At 70.3% G+C, this 19,291-nt stretch carries 23 protein-coding genes; 2 read left to right on the forward strand and 21 right to left on the reverse strand.

Translation table 11 applies throughout. From position 1 onward, the window contains the following. The first annotated feature begins 117 nt into the window (after positions 1 to 117). On the forward strand, positions 118 to 1,815 hold the full coding sequence (locus tag ACODT5_RS03010; protein ID WP_422517599.1) for a hypothetical protein: 1,698 nt from the start codon (positions 118 to 120) through the stop codon (positions 1,813 to 1,815). Positions 1,816 to 1,964: 149 nt separating this feature from the next. Here the strand turns inward: ACODT5_RS03010 and ACODT5_RS03015 are convergent, their stop codons facing one another. The 18 genes from ACODT5_RS03015 to ACODT5_RS03100 form a co-directional block, all read right to left on the reverse strand. Next, complete coding sequence (locus tag ACODT5_RS03015) at positions 1,965 to 2,321, reverse strand: zinc finger domain-containing protein (RefSeq protein ID WP_422517600.1); 357 nt, start codon at positions 2,319 to 2,321, stop codon at positions 1,965 to 1,967. Continuing rightward, on the reverse strand, positions 2,311 to 3,297 hold the full coding sequence (locus tag ACODT5_RS03020; protein ID WP_422517601.1) for a DUF4007 family protein: 987 nt from the start codon (positions 3,295 to 3,297) through the stop codon (positions 2,311 to 2,313). Before ACODT5_RS03020 ends, ACODT5_RS03015 begins: the two co-directional genes overlap by 11 nt. 71 nt (positions 3,298 to 3,368) lie before the next feature. Then, positions 3,369 to 4,277, reverse strand: coding sequence for an SRA domain-containing endonuclease (locus ACODT5_RS03025; protein WP_422517602.1), 909 nt, complete (start codon positions 4,275 to 4,277; stop codon positions 3,369 to 3,371). 102 nt (positions 4,278 to 4,379) lie between these two features. Beyond that, entirely contained in the window at positions 4,380 to 5,081 is a 702-nt protein-coding gene (locus tag ACODT5_RS03030; protein ID WP_422517603.1) for a hypothetical protein, read from the reverse strand. 181 nt (positions 5,082 to 5,262) lie between these two features. Next, positions 5,263 to 5,493 carry a hypothetical protein gene (locus ACODT5_RS03035; protein WP_422517604.1) on the reverse strand — a complete coding sequence of 77 codons (231 nt, stop codon included), beginning with the start codon at positions 5,491 to 5,493 and terminating at the stop codon, positions 5,263 to 5,265. Beyond that, the gene (locus ACODT5_RS03040; RefSeq protein WP_422517605.1) at positions 5,493 to 5,849 is read right to left on the reverse strand and encodes a hypothetical protein; all 357 of its coding nucleotides are present in this window, start codon (positions 5,847 to 5,849) and stop codon (positions 5,493 to 5,495) included. The genes ACODT5_RS03035 and ACODT5_RS03040 overlap by 1 nt, the downstream gene beginning before the upstream one ends. 228 nt (positions 5,850 to 6,077) lie before the next feature. Beyond that, the gene (locus tag ACODT5_RS03045) at positions 6,078 to 6,521 is read right to left on the reverse strand and encodes a hypothetical protein (RefSeq protein ID WP_422517606.1); all 444 of its coding nucleotides are present in this window, start codon (positions 6,519 to 6,521) and stop codon (positions 6,078 to 6,080) included. Positions 6,522 to 6,589: 68 nt separating this feature from the next. Further along, positions 6,590 to 6,985 (reverse strand): hypothetical protein, encoded by a 396-nt coding sequence (locus ACODT5_RS03050; RefSeq protein ID WP_422517607.1) that lies wholly within the window; start codon positions 6,983 to 6,985, stop codon positions 6,590 to 6,592. Positions 6,986 to 7,106: 121 nt separating this feature from the next. Next, positions 7,107 to 7,496, reverse strand: coding sequence for a hypothetical protein (locus ACODT5_RS03055; RefSeq protein ID WP_422517608.1), 390 nt, complete (start codon positions 7,494 to 7,496; stop codon positions 7,107 to 7,109). A gap of 212 nt (positions 7,497 to 7,708) precedes the next feature. Next, a complete protein-coding gene (locus tag ACODT5_RS03060; protein WP_422517609.1) occupies positions 7,709 to 7,987 on the reverse strand; it encodes a hypothetical protein in 279 nt (92 codons plus the stop codon). 191 nt (positions 7,988 to 8,178) lie between these two features. Then, positions 8,179 to 8,460, reverse strand: a complete 282-nt coding sequence (locus ACODT5_RS03065) for a DUF3263 domain-containing protein (RefSeq protein WP_422517610.1) — start codon at positions 8,458 to 8,460, stop codon at positions 8,179 to 8,181. A gap of 167 nt (positions 8,461 to 8,627) precedes the next feature. Further along, entirely contained in the window at positions 8,628 to 9,935 is a 1,308-nt protein-coding gene (locus ACODT5_RS03070) for an Eco57I restriction-modification methylase domain-containing protein (RefSeq protein ID WP_422517611.1), read from the reverse strand. 127 nt (positions 9,936 to 10,062) lie between these two features. Next, positions 10,063 to 11,067, reverse strand: a complete 1,005-nt coding sequence (locus tag ACODT5_RS03075) for a hypothetical protein (protein WP_422517612.1) — start codon at positions 11,065 to 11,067, stop codon at positions 10,063 to 10,065. 136 nt (positions 11,068 to 11,203) lie between these two features. Beyond that, complete coding sequence (locus ACODT5_RS03080) at positions 11,204 to 11,671, reverse strand: hypothetical protein (RefSeq protein ID WP_422517613.1); 468 nt, start codon at positions 11,669 to 11,671, stop codon at positions 11,204 to 11,206. A 621-nt stretch (positions 11,672 to 12,292) separates the two neighbouring features. Beyond that, positions 12,293 to 12,865 carry a hypothetical protein gene (locus tag ACODT5_RS03085; RefSeq protein WP_422517614.1) on the reverse strand — a complete coding sequence of 191 codons (573 nt, stop codon included), beginning with the start codon at positions 12,863 to 12,865 and terminating at the stop codon, positions 12,293 to 12,295. Next, positions 12,862 to 13,569 (reverse strand): hypothetical protein, encoded by a 708-nt coding sequence (locus ACODT5_RS03090; protein WP_422517615.1) that lies wholly within the window; start codon positions 13,567 to 13,569, stop codon positions 12,862 to 12,864. The genes ACODT5_RS03085 and ACODT5_RS03090 overlap by 4 nt, the downstream gene beginning before the upstream one ends. A 200-nt stretch (positions 13,570 to 13,769) precedes the next feature. After that, positions 13,770 to 14,378: a hypothetical protein gene (locus tag ACODT5_RS03095; RefSeq protein WP_422517616.1), complete on the reverse strand. Its 609-nt coding sequence runs from the start codon at positions 14,376 to 14,378 to the stop codon at positions 13,770 to 13,772. 34 nt (positions 14,379 to 14,412) lie between these two features. Continuing rightward, a complete protein-coding gene (locus ACODT5_RS03100; protein ID WP_422517617.1) occupies positions 14,413 to 14,667 on the reverse strand; it encodes a hypothetical protein in 255 nt (84 codons plus the stop codon). 350 nt (positions 14,668 to 15,017) lie between these two features. Here ACODT5_RS03100 and ACODT5_RS03105 point away from each other — a divergent pair, with 350 nt between their 5' ends. Further along, a complete protein-coding gene (locus tag ACODT5_RS03105; RefSeq protein ID WP_422517618.1) occupies positions 15,018 to 16,637 on the forward strand; it encodes an ADP-ribosylglycohydrolase family protein in 1,620 nt (539 codons plus the stop codon). Between the two features lie 102 nt (positions 16,638 to 16,739). On the opposite strand, the gene ACODT5_RS03110 is transcribed toward ACODT5_RS03105, so the two are convergent. The 3 genes from ACODT5_RS03110 to ACODT5_RS03120 all read right to left on the reverse strand — a co-directional run. Beyond that, positions 16,740 to 17,516 (reverse strand): hypothetical protein, encoded by a 777-nt coding sequence (locus ACODT5_RS03110; RefSeq protein ID WP_422517619.1) that lies wholly within the window; start codon positions 17,514 to 17,516, stop codon positions 16,740 to 16,742. A 76-nt stretch (positions 17,517 to 17,592) separates the two neighbouring features. Next, positions 17,593 to 18,714 carry a hypothetical protein gene (locus ACODT5_RS03115; protein WP_422517620.1) on the reverse strand — a complete coding sequence of 374 codons (1,122 nt, stop codon included), beginning with the start codon at positions 18,712 to 18,714 and terminating at the stop codon, positions 17,593 to 17,595. A 288-nt stretch (positions 18,715 to 19,002) separates the two neighbouring features. After that, positions 19,003 to 19,291 (reverse strand): GP88 family protein (locus tag ACODT5_RS03120; RefSeq protein ID WP_422517621.1); only part of this gene is annotated, 289 nt, incomplete at its 5' end.

Raw genomic sequence — 19,291 nt, forward strand, 5'->3', positions numbered from 1 at the left:
GGCGATACTGGGCCGGTTCCCCGCCCCATCCCCGTCACCTGAGCGAGCATGGCATACCAGAAGAAAGCCCCGTCCCCGCTGCCCGGCACCGTCTGGTACTCAGGGGGCAGGAGCGCGGTGAAGCAGTCCACGCGTGTGGTGGAGCAGCGGCTGGATGAGCTGATCGCCGCCGGGACGGTCGAGGACTTCGTCCGCCACGACTACCCCGACGAGAAGCGCCCGAGCCGCATGTTCGAGGCCCGCTGGCGCCCGGAGAAGGACGTGACCGTCCGCGCCCGCATGATGCTCACCGGGTTCGACGGCGGGCCGATCAGCACTTGGGAGATCATCGCCGAGGCGTCGGAGCCCTGGAACTGGTCGTGGCCCTCGCCGGCGACGATGTTCTGGCCGAAGTCGAGAGACTCGGCCTGGGACGTCGTCGGGGCCCGCGGACTGTTGCGCTACCGCGGCGCCAACCCTGTGGACTCGTCCGAGGCGGCGCGCGAGGCGGTCCGGGCCGCCCTGGATGCGCAGGCGGACATCCACGTGCTCACCACCGACGACGGGCAGGAAGACCTCGAGCCGCCGCTCATGCCCCTGGTGCGGTACCTGCCCGCCGGCTTCGTCGGCCGGCTCGTCGAGCACCGCGTTGCACCGTGGGCGCTGACCGCGGTCAACCGCGAGCTGAAGTCCCTCGGGCTGCGGCTCCCGCCCGCCGGCGCCCTCATCGTCCCCCAGCGTCCCCGCCCTGGGCACGTCCGTCCGGCAGACCTGGTGATCGCCGAGGCCCGCTTCAGCCAGGGGCGGCCGCAGGCGCTCCTCGACGCAGTCGTCCGTCACGCCCCTCTCCAGCGCCAGGCCGGTCCGGACCTGCACCGCCACGTCGCGCTGCTGCGTGAGCAGTTCACCCTGGCGACGGGCCAGGAAGTCGTCGAGGATCTCGAGGACGACCTGGACGCCGCCGAGGCCCAGCTCGCCGCCGCCCTCAGGGCCGAGGAAGAAGTGCGCAAGGAACTCAAGAAGACCGCCGCACTGCTGGACGAGGCCCGGCAGGAGGCACAGACCTACCGCGCCCAGGAGACGGAAGCGCTGCAAGAGGTGGAGGCGGCGCGCGCGGCACTTGCGGAAGCCCACGCTGCCCACGAGCAGCTGCTCACCGTCTTCGCCACGAGCGACCTGGGGCAGGCACTGCGGGACGCGGAAGCCCGCCGGGACGCGGCCGAGGGCGAGGCGGAGGCCGCCGAGGACTTGCTCGACGAACAGGCGCGCGAGATCGTCTGGCTGCGCTCCCGGCTCACGGCAGCCGGCCAGCCGTCCGTAGGGCCGCTGCCGGAGGCCGCCTGCCCAGCCTCCTGGGAGGAGCTCGTCGAGCGGGCCGAGGCCGAGCTGGACCGCATCGTGCTCGGTGACGTGCTCGCGACTTCCCGGCCACTGCGCGGCCACACCGCGGAGACGACCTGGCGCCAGCGCACCTGGGAGGCCCTTCGTGCCCTGGACGCGTATGCCCGCGCGAAAAGCGAGCACGGCGCGGAGCTGCTGCCTCACCTGACCGCGTACCTGTCGTGGAAGGACGCCTCCGTCCCGCTGCCGCGCAGCCGGTACTCGGCGACCGAATCGCAGCTGGTACTCAACACATCGAAGCTGCGCGAGGAGCGCCTGCTGCCCGTCCCGCGCGAGGTCCATCCGTCCGGCCGTGCCCTCATGGCGGAGCACATCCGCATCGGCTCCGGCAAACCCCCCGCCCCACGCCTGCACCTCTACGACAACACAGCCGGCAACGGGCGAATCTACGTGGGATACATAGGCGAGCACCTCCGCAATTCCCACACCAACTGAAGCCGACAGGAACGCTCTGCGAAGTCACCGGGGCCTCCGCCAGGCCGTCCGACGTCGTCGCCGCGGGCGTGGTGCTGCGGCAGGGACGGCCGAGGCGAATGAGAATCCGTCGCCGCCCCGCTGTGTGAGGGGCTGCGCCGCGGTGGTGGTCACTCGGGCCAGGGCGCGAGCAGGGTCTGGTCGTCGGCTTCCTCGCGGTCCCGGTCCACGGCCTCGGCGGCCCGAACGCGGCTGGTGTGGAACCGGTCCGCTGTGTGCCCGCTGGGGCGCATACACCGCTGTCCGGAGGTCGCCGAGCAGCGGGGGCATGGCAGAGAGCCGGGGCAGGTGAAGGTGTCCATGAGCCAGTCGCAGGTCGGGCACGGTGCGCCGCTCACCGTCCGGCCCGCGCGGTCGACCAGGACGCCGGCGGCGAGCAGCTGCTGGTACTCGAACCGGTAGACCGGGGCCGGGATGGGCTGGAGCGCACCGGAGGGGGCGTTCGGCCGGGCCAGGTCAGCGGTCACCGGGGCCCTCTGGGCGGCGGTAGGCGGCGGCCAGGACTTTGTTGGCCAGCACCGCAGGGGGCGCGGAGTAGGCGAGGAGTACCTCGTCCGCCGCGGATTCGACGACCGACAGCCCCGGGTAACGGTGGGCCGCGCGCTCGAGAGCGCTGTGCAGCGAGCGGGTGTCGATCAGCAGCACGCGGCCCGGGCTGCCGGGCCCGTTGGCCAGCAGTGAGAGCGTGGTGCTTCCGGGAGCCGGTGCCGCGATCCGGGCGGCGTGGTCGAGACAGGCGTACGCCAGGACCGCGTCGGGGGCGAGTTGGCCAGCTCCGCGGTTGAGGCCGAGTAAGTGGCTGCGGTCGCCGCGGTGGTCGTCCCCGGGCGTCGCGGTGCGAAGAAGGTTGAGGTCGCGGAACGGGTTACTGAGGACGTCCTCGACGCTGGCGCGTGGCTGGTCGGGGGACCCGACCTGCGGGGCGTACATCGCCGCCATGCACGCGATGTCACGGCCGATGGTGTCGTCGGCCGGAGGCTTCCAGCCGGTCTGCTCGGCTGCGCGGCGGATGTAGGCGCGCAGCTTGGCGCGGGTGAAGGTGGAGAGCCCGGCCCGGGCGAACAGGTAGTACCAGGCCGGCACGGAGCACGGCGTGCCGCTGAGCAGCCACCAGTGAAGCAGCCACAGGCTGGCCGGATCCTCCAGGTAGGGGTCGGCGCCGTCCTCGTCGAGCAGCCAGTGGCCCCGGGGAGTCGGCGTCGCCGCTCCGCTCCCTGCGGCGTCGTCCTGAACGAGCCCGAAGGCGCCGGCCCAGAACCGCATGCTCGGAACCATGCTGGAGCCGACGCCGAGGACGACGGTTGCGTCGGGGTGGCGGAAGAGGTGCGGGTCGCCCTGAAGGGCGGTGTGTACCTTCAGGAGCCAGCCCTGCCTCGGGGGGTAGGTCCGGTGTCGGCCGAACGCGGGAACGCAACCGGCCAGCTGGGGTGAGTGGTCCCTCATGTTGACGGTGTCCTCCTTCGGCGAGCGGTGCCCTGCCGCCGGGCGGCAGGGCACGGGGATGATGCGAGGGGTCAGAGCGGAGGCTCGGCGCGGTCGAACTCGCGCGGGCCGGAGGGCCACATGGCAGTCACCTGCTCGCGAAGCAGCAGTTCCATCAGGTCGCTGCTGGGCGGTGAGGGGAGCAACAGGACGCGGCGCGGCTCCGGATCGAAGTAGCGGACCAGGTCGTGAAGCTCCCCGATGGCGCCCTGCACGGAGGCCCGTGCCGCTGTGGCGCGAGCCACGACGAGTTCGTTGCGGGTGAGGTCGTACAGGTCGACGTGGAGTTCGGTGAACTCTCCGGCGATCTTGATCCGGTAGCCGGTCAGGTCGGCCTGGTGAGACCACCTGGCGTGGCGTTCGTAGCGCTGGAGCAGCTTGCTCGCGGCTTCCTGGGCCGGGCTGGGTTCCGCGTGCCGCAGTACGGCCCCTGGGACGGAGCAAGGGGCGGTCGGCTGGACGGTTCGGCGCCGTGCGACGGGGTCGGCCACAGGCAGGGCAACCGGCGGGGGGCCGTTCAGCGGCAGCAGCCGGAAGATGACGGCCCGACGGATGTCCTGGGGTCTGCGCGCGTCGGAGGAGGCGTCGACGTGCACGAACGGCATCTTCGGGTCCAGCCGGTACTGGCCCAGGTACTGGACCGGTCGACCATGAAGCTGGAGGAAGACGCGCAGCGCCCGGCCGTCCTGTTCGTGCTCGAAGACGGAGCGGTTGCCGTGCGAAAGCGTTTGGTCCGTGCCGTCCAGACCGCCCTCTCCGCCGAAGTGCAGATGTCTGCCCGTCCAGCCATCGAGCGAGCTGGCCACGGCGTCGGGGGTGATGAACAGGTGGACGTTCGGGCTCTGCTTCGAGGGGCTGATGCGGGACTTGATGCGACCGTCGAAGCGGGCGTGGAGATCCGCGCGGTTGATGTGCTGACCGGGGATGAGGTCCCAGGACATGGGGAGTCTCCTTGGCGCATGAGGTGACGGGCGGGGAGTTCGGGCGGTACTTCGGCCCCGGGCCGCCTGCTGGATCGAGGCGGCGGCCCGGCGGGAAGAAGGTCAGCGGCGGCAGTCGACACCCACAACCAGGTAGTCGGCGGGGAGGGCGTCGATGTAGGCGTTCGCGTGGTCGAAGTAGGCGGTGCTGCCGGTCTCGGAGAAGTCGTCCGAGTTCAGCCAGGCAGGATCCGTGGTCCAGGTGCCGTCGAGCTCCCGGAGGCTGTTGCCGGGTACAGCACGACGCCGGGCCCGGTCGATGAACTCGCTGCGGTCCAGCCTGATCAGGGCCGCCTCTTCGCCCCGCTGCCTGGTCCCCGGCCCGCTGATTCCGGCCAGCGCCTTGAGCTGCGGCTGCTCGCGGAAGGCGAGGAGCGCTTGAAAGGAGTTCGCGCCCCAGTGTTCCGCGAACGTCGCCCACGGCTGGGCTGGGGGCATCCCGTCGGTGGCGCGCACCCAGGTGTCGTGGAGGTCGGCCGCCTCCGTCGCGCGGCGGTCCCGCAGCACGGCGAGGTCCAGCAGGCTGAGCGGGCCGCCCGCGCACACGTCGGCCGGGCCCGACGCGGGGCGTACGAGACGCGAATCGTCTGCGGGCGCTCCAGGGGTCAGCGGGAAGTGGCCGGTGTATCGGCCCGAGGTGATCTGGTAGCTGTCGAAGCGCCCACCTCGCACCTTGTTGAGCGCGCGCCGCAGCCTCGTGTCGAGGGTGTACGCGGTCTCGGCGAAGTGCGGCGGCAGGCACAGAAGAGCGTGTCGTGAAGCCATGGAGGTTCCGTTCGAGAACTGGATCAGGGGATCGGGGCGCGCCGTGCTACGAGCAGGAGGCTGGGGAGAGTCCTGCCCGGTAGGACGAGCGAAGCGATGCCTGAACCATAACCAAACACATAGACTTAAGCAACGAATGATGCGGTCGACCGTACGGCCCTGCTCAAAGAATGGCCGCTGTCTACCGGCGTCGACTCCGAGGAATGTCGAAGGGGCGTCCGATGTGCCAGTGCGGTTCCCGCCCGCTGTACTGGCACTCGTAGGCAACGCGGGTGTGCCGCCAGGGATCTTCGCGGGCGATCCGCTCGGCGGCCTGCTGTGCCGCCTCAAGCGAGGGAAACTTCCGCTTGTCGGTGCACGCCCGCCGCCGGGTGGCGGACACCTTGGTGCGCCGCAGCGCGGACCTGCCCATCAGGAACCGCCTTCTCGTACGCCGACCTGCGGCCGGCCCGCGTTCCCCGCGGCGTCTTCCACCGCCGTGTGCAGATCGGCCAGACACGCGAGGTATCCGTCGTTGTAGGCCGTCGAGACGTGGCTGCCGCCGGCAGCGAATGCGGGCGGACCCATCCGGCCTACCGCCTCCATCGTTCGCCGAAGCGACTTCAGCTCCTCATCGGCTCGTCCGAGGTCGGAGAGCAGGCGGCCCACCACCTCTTGCGTGTGCCGCAGCAGGGATCTGGTCAGCCGATTGGTGCGCTGCGCACCAGGAGAGAACCAGCGGGCCAGCTCCCCGATGATGAGTTTCTCGGCTTCATTCCGGGCGTCCATGGTCTCCCTCTCCGTGTTCGGTGATGGGTGCGGTCCGACGAGCTCACGCCTGCCGGACCGCTGGCGAAGCCGCCGAAGCCCCGGAGCGGAGCCTCGGCGCGATTACCTCGGCTGTTGGTGATCAGACCGGGCGTGACGGCGATCGGTTCGGCAGGCGCGGCTCGGAGAAGGCGAGGCCAGCGGCCAACGGCGTTGCACGCCCTCTCCGCGCGGCGTCGTGCGGCACAGCTACGCGTAGTAGCTCGCCATGATCCACTCGGGCGCAGTGGCCCGGGTGCTCAGCCCCAGGACGGAGAGCGCCCGCGTCAGGCTCGCATCGTGCTGCGAGGCGGCGCCCATCGCTGCCGGGTCCAAGGCGGTCGGCCCGCCTGCGGGTTCATTCACGGCGGCCGCGAGGATGTAGCCCTCGTCGTCCCAGCCGATGGAGTACGTCTGGATCCGCAGTGCGCCCAGGCCGGCTTCGGCCAGCCGCTCCTCCGCCGCCGCCGCGAAGTGGTCAGAGTGGTTCTCTTCGCGCATCGCCTCGGTGGACCAGGACACGCGCGGCATCGGCCATGACGAACCGGCGTCGCCGTACCGCACCAACTCGCCGGACAGGCCCACCCAGTTGTCCGCCGGTCCGCCCAGGCGGTATCCGTACGCCAGCGCTACGTGATTGCTGATGGCTCCCATGATCTCTCCCTTTGCTGTGTGCTGATCGCGTTCTGTGGTGGGCGCGGAGGGGGCGAAGGCCTGCTCCCTCAGGTCAATGCCTTGTAGATGCGCTCCGCCTCTTCGAGGAAGTGCTGGCAGGCCTCGACGTGCAGCTCCTGGCGGGCGTTGGCCACGTGGGTCCCCATGCCCGCAGTCACGCCCACCTCGGTGACGGCCTCGGCCCGAGCGATTTCGTCCTGGAAGACCTGGGACGCATTCCTGAGGGCGCACTGACCGACCACGCTCGCCCACATCTCGATCAGCCGCTGGTGCAGTTCCAGCCCCTTGAACAGGGTCGGAGGGTAGATGATCTGCGGATTCATGTTCCTGAACCGGTCCCAGTGCTCGTTGAGCTTCTTCTTCTGATCGTCCACGGCGCGCTGCGCGCGGCCGGCGAGGCGGTCGTGGATCTGAGCGGCGCGCCGGTCGGCGTTGGGTGCCATCGAGATCTCCTGCGATTGTCGGATTGAGGGGGCGCGAGCGTGGGCCTCGCGGTCGCAGTCGCTGCGACCGCCTGCCGTCATGCCTCGACTCTATCCATATTCATGGACTTAAGCAACTTGCTTAGCTCTGCCGCGCATCGCCCGGAGGAGTCTCGGGCCTGAGCCACTGCTGGGAGGCCTGGTCCCAGCGGGCCTGGTAGAAAACCCTGTTGAAGTCGGGCATGTAGTCCTGGCCGTACTCGACGGCATCGGCTTGCGGGGGAACCGGGATCCATCCCCTGCCGGGCTTGAGTGCGGCGAACCAGCCGAAGGACACGGCGGCCGCCTCGCCCGGGACCAGGCCGGTCCAGGTTCCGCGTCCGCTGTGGCCGTGCCGACCGGGGCAGTAGCTCTGGGGCAGACCGGTTTGCGGGCACTCCATCTCCCGGCAGCCGGGGCGGTGGTCGCCGCCGACCTGCGCTTCACAGCCGATGCACGGTTCACCGCGAGCGGGGGAGAACTCGGCCGCCATCAGACCCCACCGCCGCCGAGTACCGCCTGGGGGCGGTGAAGCGACCGTGTTCGGGCGGGGTGAGGGCAGAGGGACACCCCGATCGGTGCGGTCGGCGTCTTGTCAACACTTGCCATGGTGGTGCCTCTCAACGTGCGGACAGCGGAGGGGGTCCGGCCCCGGTGGGTGAAGTTGCGGGGATATGCCCACCGCCGGGCACGCGGGACGGACGGCTATGCGGCGGCTGTGGTGCGGAAGTCGACGCAGGCGGGGAAGTCGGGCTTGATGTCCGGCCCTCGACGGCGCTGCGCCTTGATGGCGCACTTCAGCCGCGGCGTTCCGTCGCCGGTAAGCCGTTCCGCCAGAAACGCGCACGAGCCGCAGCGGGAGGCCGGCTCGGCGGTGCCCGGCTCCAGCAGCGGCTTGAGGGTGGCCGGGTGGATACCGCGATCGAGCTTGATCCGTATGGCTCCGCGACCGACGATCGCGGGCGAAATGGTCAGGGTGGTCATCTACTTCGTCCTTTCGGGTTTGCTGGTGACGGGCTGGGCCCGTCATGTACAGGTGTGGGCGCCCGGTGTGTCTGCTGGGTCTGGCGGGTTGGCAGGCGAGGCGGCCGGTTGTCCGGCCGGGGCGCCCCGCCGACTGCCGTGGATCGCCGCCGGGCTGTGGAGGCCCCTGCGGGGATTCGCTGGCCATCAGCTCATTGCCGCGCGTTCCGGCGGTTCTCGCGCACGGCGCGGAGCCGGTTGATCATCACGGGGTGCCGGGCGAGAGCGGCCCCGCAGTCCAGGAGGCTGTTGAGTAGCTGGTAGTAGCGGGTCGGTGAGATTCCGAGCTCGTTCCGGATGGCCGCTTCCTTCGGGCCGGGCCCTGCGGGTGCCGACTTCGGCCAGTACCGGTACTCGAAGTCCAGGAGGGCGGCGTCCTGCTCGCTCAGGGCGACCTGCGTCGGCGCGTGGGCCGGGAGGGTGAAGGTGTCCAATGTGGGCTCCGGAGCTGTCGAGTGGACTGCTGGCGTCCGCGGAGGTGCGGGCGGACGGAAGTCGGTGGGTTTCTCACCAGCGGCTGAGGCTGATGGCGGCCAGACGGCCAGGGAAAGGCCGGCGCGGTTGGGCGCCGACCTTTCGAACTCTATGTGAAGTCGTAGATTTAAGCAATATTGCCGGTTGGGGTAGAGGGTGTCTGCTCCCGCAGATGCTTCTTCATGCCCCGCCGGAGACGGTCCGTCGCCAGACGTTGGTGAACGGCTTCCTCGATCGCCCTCCAGACCAGGCCCTGGGCCGGGTCTTCCGGGACGTGCGGCTCGCCGCGGTTGCCGCGAATGGTGATGACGGTGTCCCCCTGCGGCGGCTGGGCCCTGAGCACCATGATCAGCGTCGGCGTCCCGTGTCCGGGGATGTACGCCCCCGAGGTGTCGATCACCCAGGTCAGATCCAGTTTCGTGAGGTATTCCTCGATGAACTTGCGGCCGAACTCGCGCTTCATGAAGGAGTTGGCCGTCAGTTGCGCGACGGTCCCGCCCGGCCTGGCCAGCCTCGTCATGAGCGCGGTGAACGGGAGCGCGAGGCTGTACTTGCCGCTGCACGCCTCCGGGTAGGCGCGCCGAACCTGCTCGCGCAGCCGGGGGTCGCGCACGGTGATGTACGGCGGATTGCCGACGACCGCGTGATAGCTGCCGGGGCGCAGCAGTGGCTCGTCGGTGCTGAGGAGTGAGTCGGCTGCGGCCACCTGTACCGGCCATGCCGCCGGGACCGCTGAGATCGGCCGGCGTAGGAGGCCCGCGGTGGTCGCAAGGAGCCGGTACCGCGCCAGGGCGGCCGCGTACCCATCCAGATCGACGCCGTGGACGGCCTCCAAGGCACGTTCCAGGGAACGCTCCATCGTGACCGCGGTGCGCGGAGCCCGTCCGCGCGGCCGGTGCGCTCGGATGCGGTGGAAGGCGGCCAGAAGGATGTGCCCGGTCCCGCAGGACGGGTCGATCATCCGGATCTGGTCCGCTCCGACATCGTCGAGCGCTGGTTCCACGGACAGTTCGAGCAGCAGCTCCGCGACCCAGGGAGGGGTCTGGCACAACGCCCTGGACTTCCGGGCGTCCGACGACAGGGCCTGGTAGGCGTCGCCGAGCCGGTACCCGTCGAGGCGGTGTCGGTCGTCGGCGATCGGGACGAGGCCCCACAGCTGGGCAATCCGGTCCCAGCCGGCCTGGCTGATCGGTCTCTCCCAGAGGGGTGCCACCTGCGGGTCCGCGAACGATTCGAGGGCCGGGTGGGCGGCGGACAGGGCTTCCAGGGCGCGACGGGTGTGATCCGGGCCGGTCCCGGTAGAGCAGTCGACGAGGCGGTGCTCGGTGGCGTGCTCGACCAGGGCGACGGCGTGGGCCCAGGAGACGGCGGAGCCAACGCCGACCTCGCCGGCGAGGTCGGTGATCAGGCGCTCGTAGGCTCGCGCAGAAGGCAAGGCGGTAGGAGGCACGGGATGTCCTTGCGGTAGGGCGAAGGCCCGCACCGGACGGTGCGGGGCTCGACGGGGAGTGTTCAGGGCGAGTCGGCGGGCGGCGTGCCAATCTAGGGAACGTGAAGCATCGTCACGCTCCACTCCTCTTCGTGCTGATGGTGCTGATGCGAGCTGCGCGACGGGGATCGAGTTCGCGGCCCTTGGGGCCGTTGACGTGTGCCTTGACCCGGGCCTTGACGGCGGGGCACTCGCCTCCAGCCGCGATGATGGCCTTGTGCTCGCGGGGGTTGGGGCAGCGCCAGCTCCACCGGGCTTCGACCTCCCACCGCAGCGTCTCCTCTCCCCACTTGTGGTCTTGCCCGGCGGGGACGTGCTCGCCGGTGTAGCGCGTCGCCGCCTCGCGGATCACGCGGACGTCGCGAAACTTCACGCGGATCTTGCGGCCCTTGCCCCTCTTCTGCCTCACCGTGCGTTCGTCGTGCTCGAAGGCGGGCCTCAGGTCCCAGAACGCGAGAAGCAGGCCGACGAGGATGGACCCCGGGGCCGCGCCCCAGTGCGGAGCGTGGCCGTAGCTCTGGATGCTCGTGCTGATCTGGGGGACGGCCAGGACCATCGCGTTGGGCGTGTAGGGGGTGGCGGCCTGGTGGTTGGGGACGAGGAGCTCGGGGAGGATACCGTGGAGATCAGGTGTGCTGGTGAGCGCGGTGACCGACAGCAGGAGCTCGGCTCCGGCCCCCTCGGTCTCCCAGGCCAACCCGTGAATGGGAAGGTCGGATGCGTCAGTGATCGGGACGGGGAAGTACACGACGCCGACCGGGGCCGGAGCTTCGTCGGTGTTCTCCAGGAGGTAGCCGTCGGAACTGGTGACCAGCTCATGCTCAATCACGGCGGCGGTCAGGGCCCGTGAGGCAACCCACACCTGCGCTTCGTCGAGGTTCTTGGACATCTTCGTGAGCAGGTCCAAGTGGAGCTTGACGGCGGCCCGGTCCTCGGCGATGTCTCGGCTGGTCCGGCTGAGGTGCATGGCCTGGACGAGGTCCATGGCCAGCGGGTAGCTGTTGATGGGCTTGCCGAAGAAGTCGGCGAGGTCGGCGCGCATCTGCTCCGCCGTGGCGGCGCTGTCCTCGAGGCTCACGTGGTCATCCGCTTCGAACTGACGGCGGGGCAGGGCCGGAACATGCCGGTGTCTCCAGGCTGCTTGGCGGTGGTCGTGGTGTTCCTGCTGCGGACAGCGGATCGCCCGTACTCGACGGGCGGCGCCCGCGTCGCGGTCAGTCCCCGGGCAGCGCGGGGAGCTCGGCAACCTGCTGTCCGAGGTCGGTGCGGAAGGGGTAGTGAACCGCGCCGGACACTCCGGTGTCGCCGTCGGTCGGCTTGGGGACACCGGCCGCGTCGCGGTACTCGACCAGCCCGAGAACGGTGAGGGACTTCGCCGTCTGCCAGGTCACGTTCGGCGCCATCCGGCCAGCGGAGGCGACATGGAGCGTCAAGGCGTTCAGCTGTGCCGGGCTCAGGACGGCACGTCGCCCCTCCAGAGTGATCACGACCGGCCCCTCGGTGCTGGCCAGTGCGTCCTCGACGGAAAGGCGGTAGCGATCGCGGTCCAAGCGGTACGCGTACCTTCCGGTCAGCACCTCCTTGAGAATCTTCTTGCTGATCTTGTCGGGCAGATGCCCGTTCGAGGTGGCGGATGCCGCCTTGAGGGTCTTGACGGCGGCAGGCGAGAGAGTGCCGGGCATGGGATGACCTCTTGTCTTCCGATGGCGTGTAGTCAGGTGATCCGCCCTCCGGAGCGGGGATGAACCGGGAAGAGCGGCCGAACACAGTTCAGACATTACCGAGATTCGTAGAATTAAGCAAGGTAAATCCGTTTCGGGCTCACCCGGCGCTGGTTGCCCCTCCCGGCCCGCCAGAGTGCTCAAGCGGGTTCGTGCAGGCCTCCGTTGGGCGTGAGCGTCACGGCGTAGCCATGGCCGGAGAGAACGGCGGCGCACAGGAGGCGCCCTCCCTTCTCGATCCAGAGGCTGGAGCTGTCGATCGTTTGGGATTCCCGCCACGAAACGCTCACAGCCAAGTGGTGGGAATTGACGACGCCAGCGGCGGACGCCGGGTCGCTCCAGCCGACCAACCGGAATGTTGGGCAAGAACGCAGCGGACGGCGTCGCTGCGCCGCACCGCCTCACGCTCGCAGGCAGCGCTCTTGGCTCGGTGGGAGCCGACGGAGTGGAAGGCCATGCCCCCGGAAGTCCGCCCGGTGTCCACAACCGCCCCGATGGGCCCGGTGGTAACCCGGGAGCGGCCGACGCCACGCGCAAGGACCCCGCCATCCCGCCCGCAGCCACACTCGTAGAGTTACGCAATCACCTCTGAAGGAGGTGCCGGGCGTCGACCAGTTCTCCAGCCCGGATCTCCTGGAGCCCAGTCCACCGAGCGCACAGGGCCACGACCTCTTCGGATCCGTCGGACAGTGCGAGGCGGATCGCGTCATGGGCGAACGTACGGGCCAGGTACATGCTCTGCGGCCGTTCCTTCGCCACCAGGGGTGACGACGGCCTGGCGGCGCGGTCCTTGCGGTAGCGGGCGTTCGGCATCAAGAGGAAGGGGCAGCCGGCCGCGGCGTGCGTGGCCGCGAAGACCGCGCACTCCACACACATCGGCGGGTCCATCGCGATGTGGTGCTCGACCACCTGCGGACCTCCGATCACGGCCCGGATCAGGGGCAGCGTCTGCCCACACAGGCCGCACAGGTGCTCGGTGATCGCCTTGGCCCGTCGAGGGCCGTCCAGCTCGGTGAAGTCGGGTGTCCCGTCCGGGCCGAGAGCGGTCACGAAGCTGATCGGGAAGCCGCGTGCATCGCGCGGCCGGGTGGCGATCTTGGGAGGTAGTTGTGCCGCTAGGCGGCGCGCGATGGCGGATCCGGTTTCGTTGCTCACGCTTCCTCCTTGCGGCGGCCGGCGATGAAGGTGGTCCAGGCGTCGTGCTCGGCGGCGGTGAAGACCGGTGCGGGATCAAGCGGCGCGCGCCCGAAACAGCCGGCGCACTCGGGCACCTGCACGCCTGCGGCGTCCTCGGCCCGCTGATCCAGCCACCGACCGCAGACGGAGAGGGCATCGCTCTCGAACGGCCCGACGGCCAGGTGCCGCTCCTTCTTGTCCGGGGCGAGCCCTTCCGTGACCACGACCACGTCCGGCCCGCTGACGGGGAGCGCGGGGGCGAAGCTGCGCGCTTCCTCGGCGTGGACCTCCAATGCCGGGCCGAGAAGCTGGAAGGGGTCCGCCATGTGCCACTGCGCGAGGTCGAGCAACGCGGTCGCGCCCTCGCGGACGCTTAGCTCCACATCGTCGGGTTCCGGTTCCGCGGTGAACCGCGCGCGTTCAGTGAGGAGGAGCAGCAGCAGTCGGCCCGCGCCGTGTCCTGAAGTGCCTGCATCCAGGAGATGGGCCAGGCTGGCGAGGCCGTCTCGGGCTGCTGCGACGACACCCAGGGTGTTGCCCAGGTCGGCGCTGTCCAGCAGTCCGCTGTCCAAGAGGGCGGCCTGCACGGCGTCGGCGCGGCGCGACTCGTCCTGGGGCCAGGAGTTGGGCAGGGCGTTGATGAAGCGCTGGGCGTCAGCGCGCGAGTCAGCGGGGGTTCGCATCGTTCGGTTCTTCCTGTCGGGTCGGAGTGTGTGCGGGCGGCGCAGTCCGGGCCGCCCAGATGGCGCCGCGGTAGGCGTGGCCGGGGTAGCTGGCCCTGGTCTTCATGAGGTGGCCCTCGTACGTACGGGCCTTGCACTTGCATGTCATCGGCGCCCTCTCGGAGGGCGCCCCGGCGGCCGTACCGCCCGGGTGCGCACGATCACAACGCGGGGGCGTGGTGGGCCAGCCACTCCTTGGCGGGCACCTGCTCGGAGTCCTCGGGGAACGCCAGGTAGAACTCCAGCGGCCCCCTGCGGCGCGCGCCCGGGTCCCTGTACGGGAACACGCCGTAGATCAGGTCGCGCTCGGCCGATACGCCGGTGATCCGTCGCTCGCGAAGGCTGTAGGAGCGCGAAATCGTCAGCTCGACGTCGGCGGCCGCCGCGAGCACAGGGCAGACCAGCAGCGCGTACGCCGCGCACCGGGGGTGCACGGGGGGCTCGACGTAGAAGTCGGCGTTCGGGCCGCCGATGAACACCAGGCGGCTGGTCGACTTGATCGGCCTGGAGCAGATTCCGCAGAGGCGGTTCACCATCAGCTGTCGTTGGCGCGGCGGGCACTGGTCGCCGAACTTGGCCGTCCCCCGGCCGGGCTGGCACGGGCAGATCACGTGCTCGCCCAGCTCGGCGTTCCTCGCGACGGCCAGCTGCCCTCCGGCGGAGCCGGGGTCGTTCCAGGGGGTGTTGTGGGGTACGGGGCGCCCGGCGGTGTTGCGCGGGAGCCGCGCGATGTTCGGTGGCATGGGGACGGATTGCCAGGTCGCGGTCAACGTCGTCTCTCCTTGACGGGGGTGGGCGGGCAGATCACCGAGGTGTCGCCCTGCCGGGGTCCGAAGAGCTGGTGACGCTCGCGCTCAGGGCGAGCACCACGGCGTCCGCGACGTCCTGGGCCAGTTCGGCCTTCGCCTCGCTGCGGGCAATGCTCATATCGGTGTCGCCGTAGTCGGGCTTCGGGGCCGGCGAGTACCAGGCCGCGGTGTCAACGGCCGCCTGTACGGCGGCGGCGAGCCGGTCACGGTCGGCTGCACGCAGCAGATGGGCCAGGTCAGGGACGAGCATGAAGGACTCCGGATGGATTCGCTGTGGCGGCCGCCCGGGCGCCGGCGGCCAGAAGGTAGGGCGGGGAGGCGTCCCCGAGGGGAATCGAACCTCCGCGCACGGCTTCGCAAGACGCAGCTCCGTCCTCTGAGCTGCGGGGGCATCCGAGGAGCCTTGAGGCGGCCGGACGTGTACGACCATACACAGACTCATAGATTTACGAAACGTCACCGAAAGGCTTGACGCCCGCTCTGACGCTATGACAAATTGTCAACGCGTCACGGCGGAGGAACGCCGACGCTCCCTCACCTCGACACCGCCCGCGTGCGGTTGTCGCTTTCTGGGCCCGAACGGCTCGCAGAAGGAGAACCATGACCCCGCACTCCAACGCCCCGCACGCCACCACCGACCTTGGCCCGTTGCCGGCCGCCACCGAACCGGCTTCGCGGCTGGACGAGAGGTCCATGGACCGCGCCGCCGGAGTGCTCCTCGGAGCGGGAGCGGGCGACGCACTCGGCGTCCCGTACGAGTTCCGCCCCAGCATGAGTGACACCAAGCGCCCGGAAATGAAGGGCGGTGGCCTCGGCCCGTTCGCACCCGGCGAGTACAGCGATGACACCCAGATGCAGGTGTGCATCGCCGAGGTCGCCGCGACCGGCGTGGATCTGCGCACCGCCGAGGCGCTGGACGCGATCGCGCTGAACTTCCTCCGCTGGTACGGCGGCGGACCGGCCGACGTGGGCAACCAGACCCGCAGCATCCTGGGGGCCGCCATGAGAGGCAAGGGCTCCTCGCCCTCCGAGGTGATGCTCGACGTGTCCCGCCGCCACGCCGCCGCCAACCCCAACAACAGCGCCGGAAACGGGTCGCTGATGAGGACAGGCATCGTCGCCCTCGCGTACCTGGATGACGCCAAGGCCTTGGCCGAGGCCGCCATCCTGGTCAGCGAGCTGACGCACGCAGACCCCGACTGCGCCGATGCGTGCGTCCTGTGGTGCTCCGGCATCCGCACAGCGGTCCTGGACGGCACGTTTGACGGCGTCCGGGCCGGACTGGAGCTCCTGCCCGAAGAGCGCCGCGCGGTATGGGCGGCCCGGCTGGACGAGGCGGAGGCGCACCCGCCGCGCCACTTCGAACGGAAGAACGGCTGGGTGGTTGCCGCTCTCCAGGCGGCGTGGTCCGCCATCACCCGCACCCCCGTTCCCGAGGACCGGCCGGAGGACGGCATCTTCGCAGCCCAGCACTTCCAGCTCGCGCTGGAAGCCGCTGTACGTACAGGCCACGACACCGACACCGTCGCCGCGATCGCCGGTGCGCTGCTCGGGGCGCGCTGGGGCTGCTCGGCCGTTCCCCAGGCCTGGCAGAACAAGGTCCACGGCTGGCCCGCCAACACCAGCATCGACCTTGTCCGCCTCGCCGTTCTCACGGCCCGGTCCGGCCAGGAAGACGGCGACGGCTGGCCCTCCGCACCCCGTGTGCGCACCCCGCTCTCCTCGGGACGCGCCTTCAGCGCCCGCCACCCGCGCGACCCCAACCTCGTGCTGGGCAACCTGGCGCTGACCGAGTACACCGGCCCCGCCCCGGTCGACGCGGTCGTCTCACTGTGCCGGGTCGGCGCCGACCCGATCCTGACAGGCGCCGAGGTCGAGCACGTCCGGGTCTGGCTGGTGGATAAGTCGGGCGCGAACAACCACCTCCACTTCACCCTCGACCAGGCCGCCCGAGAGGTCCTGAGGCTGCGCCGGGAGGGCAAGCGCGTTCTCCTCCACTGCGTGGCCGGACGCAGCCGGACCCCCGCTGTGGCGGCGATCTACAGCGGTCTGGCCTACGACATCCCACCCGTGGACGCGCTGCGCGAGGTCAACCGGGCGCTGGGCAACTACTGGACACTGCCCAACCACCCCGAAATGCTCGACGCGGTATTCGAGTTGGCAGGAGAGAAGTCCCAGCGGGCGGCGCTTCCCGCAGCCTCGACTCGCGCGGGGGTGTGAGCGCATCGCCAGGCGGTGACTGGCGGAACACAGCAAAACGGGGCGTGGGCCCAGGGAAGAACCCTGGGCCCACGCCCCGTTTTGCTGCCGGATCACCAGCGGTCAGGTCTTCTTCCGCGTGCGCCGGGTCCGGCCGGCACGCAGTCGCCCTTGCCCCCTGCGCGAGTAGACGTGTCTGGTGATCGTCTCCAGGAACCACATGTCCTCGAAGACCTCAGGCCTCTTCCGGTCGCCCACTTTGCGGTCCGGCGGCTCCAAATGCCCCTGCCGCTTGTAGGTCTGCGCCGTCGCCCGGGGCAGAGGCTTGCCCCGGGTCGCGTTGCCCAGGATGACCCCGTACCCGCCGACGTCGTAGAGGTCCTTCGGCTCCCCTTCCGGAGGCGCGATCACGACCTTGGGACCTTCGCCGGTGATCTCCGCCCAGACGTGCGCCCGGTACTTCTCGACCCACGAATCGACGGTACCGGCCCGCCACCTCCCGGGCTCCACCTCGTCCGGGAACGCGGCGGCACCCGCAACACGGGTCCACGCATCCACCGCGGCTTCGGACACCCCGTACCGCAGTGCCAGGCCAGCCTTCCGCAACAGCTCGTCGCGTCCGGCGAGGCCCTCTGCCGCCTCGGAGACACTCGCGGGTTCTCCCTGCGCCACGGGCCCGGACACCGCGGCCTCCGGCTGAACGGTCCGAGCCGGCCAGGCGTGAGGCCGGCTGGCCCTCACCCAGGCGTCGACCTGCTGTGCGTCCCACTCCCCGTCGGCGCCGGGGGCCGGGAAGTTCGGCAACTTCACCCAGGCATCAACGATCCGTGGAGCCTCGCCGTAGGTCTCGCCGATACCCGCGCGGTCGATCCGGGCCGTGGGACGCCTGCTGGGGGTCACCGCTCCACCATCCTGTCGTGCTGCGCGCTGGGCAGGAACGCCGACGTACGGCGCCCCGACGCCGGGTCGTGGGTCATCAGCGGGATCCGCCGAGCTGGCCGGGGCGGCGGATGAACGTGTAGGCGGTCGAGCGGTACCACTTCGGCTCGTCGACGGCCGGCTCCTGGCCGTCGCCGGGCGTCCGGTCCGCCTTCGCCAGCAGCTTGTTGTACATGTAGGTCCGCATCGACGTCACGGTGGTGGCCTTGCCACGGCCGCGGGCCCTTCCGTCGATCTTCCCGATCTCCTGCAGGGTCAGCAGGTCGGTGTCCGACCCCGCCGGCAGCTTCAAGTCCTCGCGCAGCGGACCCTGCTCCTCGGCCACCGCGCGCGGAGCACGTGCCGCTGCTCCCAAGCGGCCGGGGCGGCGGATGAACGTGTAGGCGGTCGAGCGGTACCACTTCGGCTCGTCGACGGCCGGCTCCTGGCCGTCGCCGGGCGTCCGGTCCGCCTTCGCCAGCAGCTTCTGCGACATGTAGTTCTTCAGGGTGCCGATGGTCGTGGCCTTGCCGCGACCGCGCGCCTCGCCGTCGAGTTCCCCGATCTCCTGCAGGGACAGCAGGTCGGTGTCCGCGCCCGCGGGCAGCTCCAGGTCGAGCAGGGCATCACCGGCACCGTCGCGCGGCGTCTCCCCCGCTGGGCGCTCCGTCGTCTGTCCCGTGGTGGCGGTCGACGCGCGGCGCGTCCGGCGCGGTCGGCCGATGTAGGCGTAGGCGGTCTCGCGGAACCACATCGGCTCCGTGACGGTCGGCTGCTTGCCGTCATCCGGGAGGCGGTCAGCCGGCGCCAGGATCGCCTTGGACGGGGACAGGTAGCTGCGCAGGGTCTCGATAGGCGTGGCGGCCCGGTTCAGTGCCCGGCCCTCGAGCTCGCCGATCCGGCGCAGCGTCAGGAGGTCGCGAGGACCGCCCTTGGGAAGGTCGAGGGGGTTCTTCTTGCCCTGCTGCGACTGTAGCCACGCACCGAAATGGTGCTCGCGGACCCAGTCGTGGACGCGATCCTCGTCGTAGATCTGCAGCCCGCCCTGGCCTGCGGTGAACAGGACCTCCGGGAACCCCTCTTCCTGGGACCACTTCGCGGCTGCCGTACGGTCCACGCCGTAACGGACTGCCATCTTGTCGTAGTTGGTGTGCTTTCGCTCTGAACCTGCGGGGATCATGGTCGCCTCCATCGGTGGGCCAGCTGGGCCGGCGGGTAGGACCGGCCGGCCCCGCGCGGGGATGGCCGGGCTCTGCTTGTGGTCGCGGCCGGCGATTCTTCCGCCGACCGGTCTTGTGTGCTGGCCGTGAGGTGCAGGGGGCGACCTCGCGAGCGAGGTTATCCAAACTCATAGACTTTCGCAATTTGGTCGGCCGGCGCGTCCGCGACTCCGGGAACGCCGGGAACGCGGGAGGGCGGGCCCAGCTGAGTGCTGGACCCGCCCTCGCCTCCGAGTCGACGGCCGGGGTCACGACGCCAGGCGGTAGGCCCGGTCGGCCGCTCGCTTCTTCTTCTCGGCCAGCTTGGCGTCCAGTGCCCGCTGGAGGCTGCCGAACGTTTCCTCCCCCTGGCGTTTGAGGAGGTGCGGGATCCGGTTGGCCGGAATTCCAACGAGGGGGGACTTGCTGAGTACCGCGAGAAGGTCGGATTCCGTCTGGTCGGAGTATCCGGCGGCGATGAGCGCCTCGACATCGGGGAACACGTCCGCGTGGCGCTCACGGGTGAGATCGATGAGGTGATCCTCCCGGCCGCCTACG

The sequence above is a fragment of the Streptomyces tatrensis genome (assembly GCF_049310065.1).
Taxonomy (GTDB): Bacteria; Actinomycetota; Actinomycetes; order Streptomycetales; family Streptomycetaceae; genus Streptomyces.

What these genes read in the sequence shown, in the direction of transcription:
- ACODT5_RS03025 (WP_422517602.1), bottom strand. Translation starts at nt 4,277, where the DNA reads ATGTCCTGGGACCTCATCCCCGGTCAGCACATCAACCGCGCGGATCTC.
- ACODT5_RS03020 (WP_422517601.1), bottom strand. Translation starts at nt 3,297, where the DNA reads ATGAGGGACCACTCACCCCAGCTGGCCGGTTGCGTTCCCGCGTTCGGC.
- ACODT5_RS03030 (WP_422517603.1), bottom strand. Translation starts at nt 5,081, where the DNA reads ATGGCTTCACGACACGCTCTTCTGTGCCTGCCGCCGCACTTCGCCGAG.
- ACODT5_RS03060 (WP_422517609.1), bottom strand. Translation starts at nt 7,987, where the DNA reads ATGACCACCCTGACCATTTCGCCCGCGATCGTCGGTCGCGGAGCCATA.
- ACODT5_RS03050 (WP_422517607.1), bottom strand. Translation starts at nt 6,985, where the DNA reads ATGGCACCCAACGCCGACCGGCGCGCCGCTCAGATCCACGACCGCCTC.
- ACODT5_RS03040 (WP_422517605.1), bottom strand. Translation starts at nt 5,849, where the DNA reads ATGGACGCCCGGAATGAAGCCGAGAAACTCATCATCGGGGAGCTGGCC.
- ACODT5_RS03115 (WP_422517620.1), bottom strand. Translation starts at nt 18,714, where the DNA reads ATGATCCCCGCAGGTTCAGAGCGAAAGCACACCAACTACGACAAGATG.
- ACODT5_RS03035 (WP_422517604.1), bottom strand. Translation starts at nt 5,493, where the DNA reads ATGGGCAGGTCCGCGCTGCGGCGCACCAAGGTGTCCGCCACCCGGCGG.
- ACODT5_RS03090 (WP_422517615.1), bottom strand. Translation starts at nt 13,569, where the DNA reads ATGCGAACCCCCGCTGACTCGCGCGCTGACGCCCAGCGCTTCATCAAC.
- ACODT5_RS03055 (WP_422517608.1), bottom strand. Translation starts at nt 7,496, where the DNA reads ATGGCGGCCGAGTTCTCCCCCGCTCGCGGTGAACCGTGCATCGGCTGT.
- ACODT5_RS03105 (WP_422517618.1), top strand. Translation starts at nt 15,018, where the DNA reads ATGACCCCGCACTCCAACGCCCCGCACGCCACCACCGACCTTGGCCCG.
- ACODT5_RS03045 (WP_422517606.1), bottom strand. Translation starts at nt 6,521, where the DNA reads ATGGGAGCCATCAGCAATCACGTAGCGCTGGCGTACGGATACCGCCTG.
- ACODT5_RS03080 (WP_422517613.1), bottom strand. Translation starts at nt 11,671, where the DNA reads ATGCCCGGCACTCTCTCGCCTGCCGCCGTCAAGACCCTCAAGGCGGCA.
- ACODT5_RS03100 (WP_422517617.1), bottom strand. Translation starts at nt 14,667, where the DNA reads ATGCTCGTCCCTGACCTGGCCCATCTGCTGCGTGCAGCCGACCGTGAC.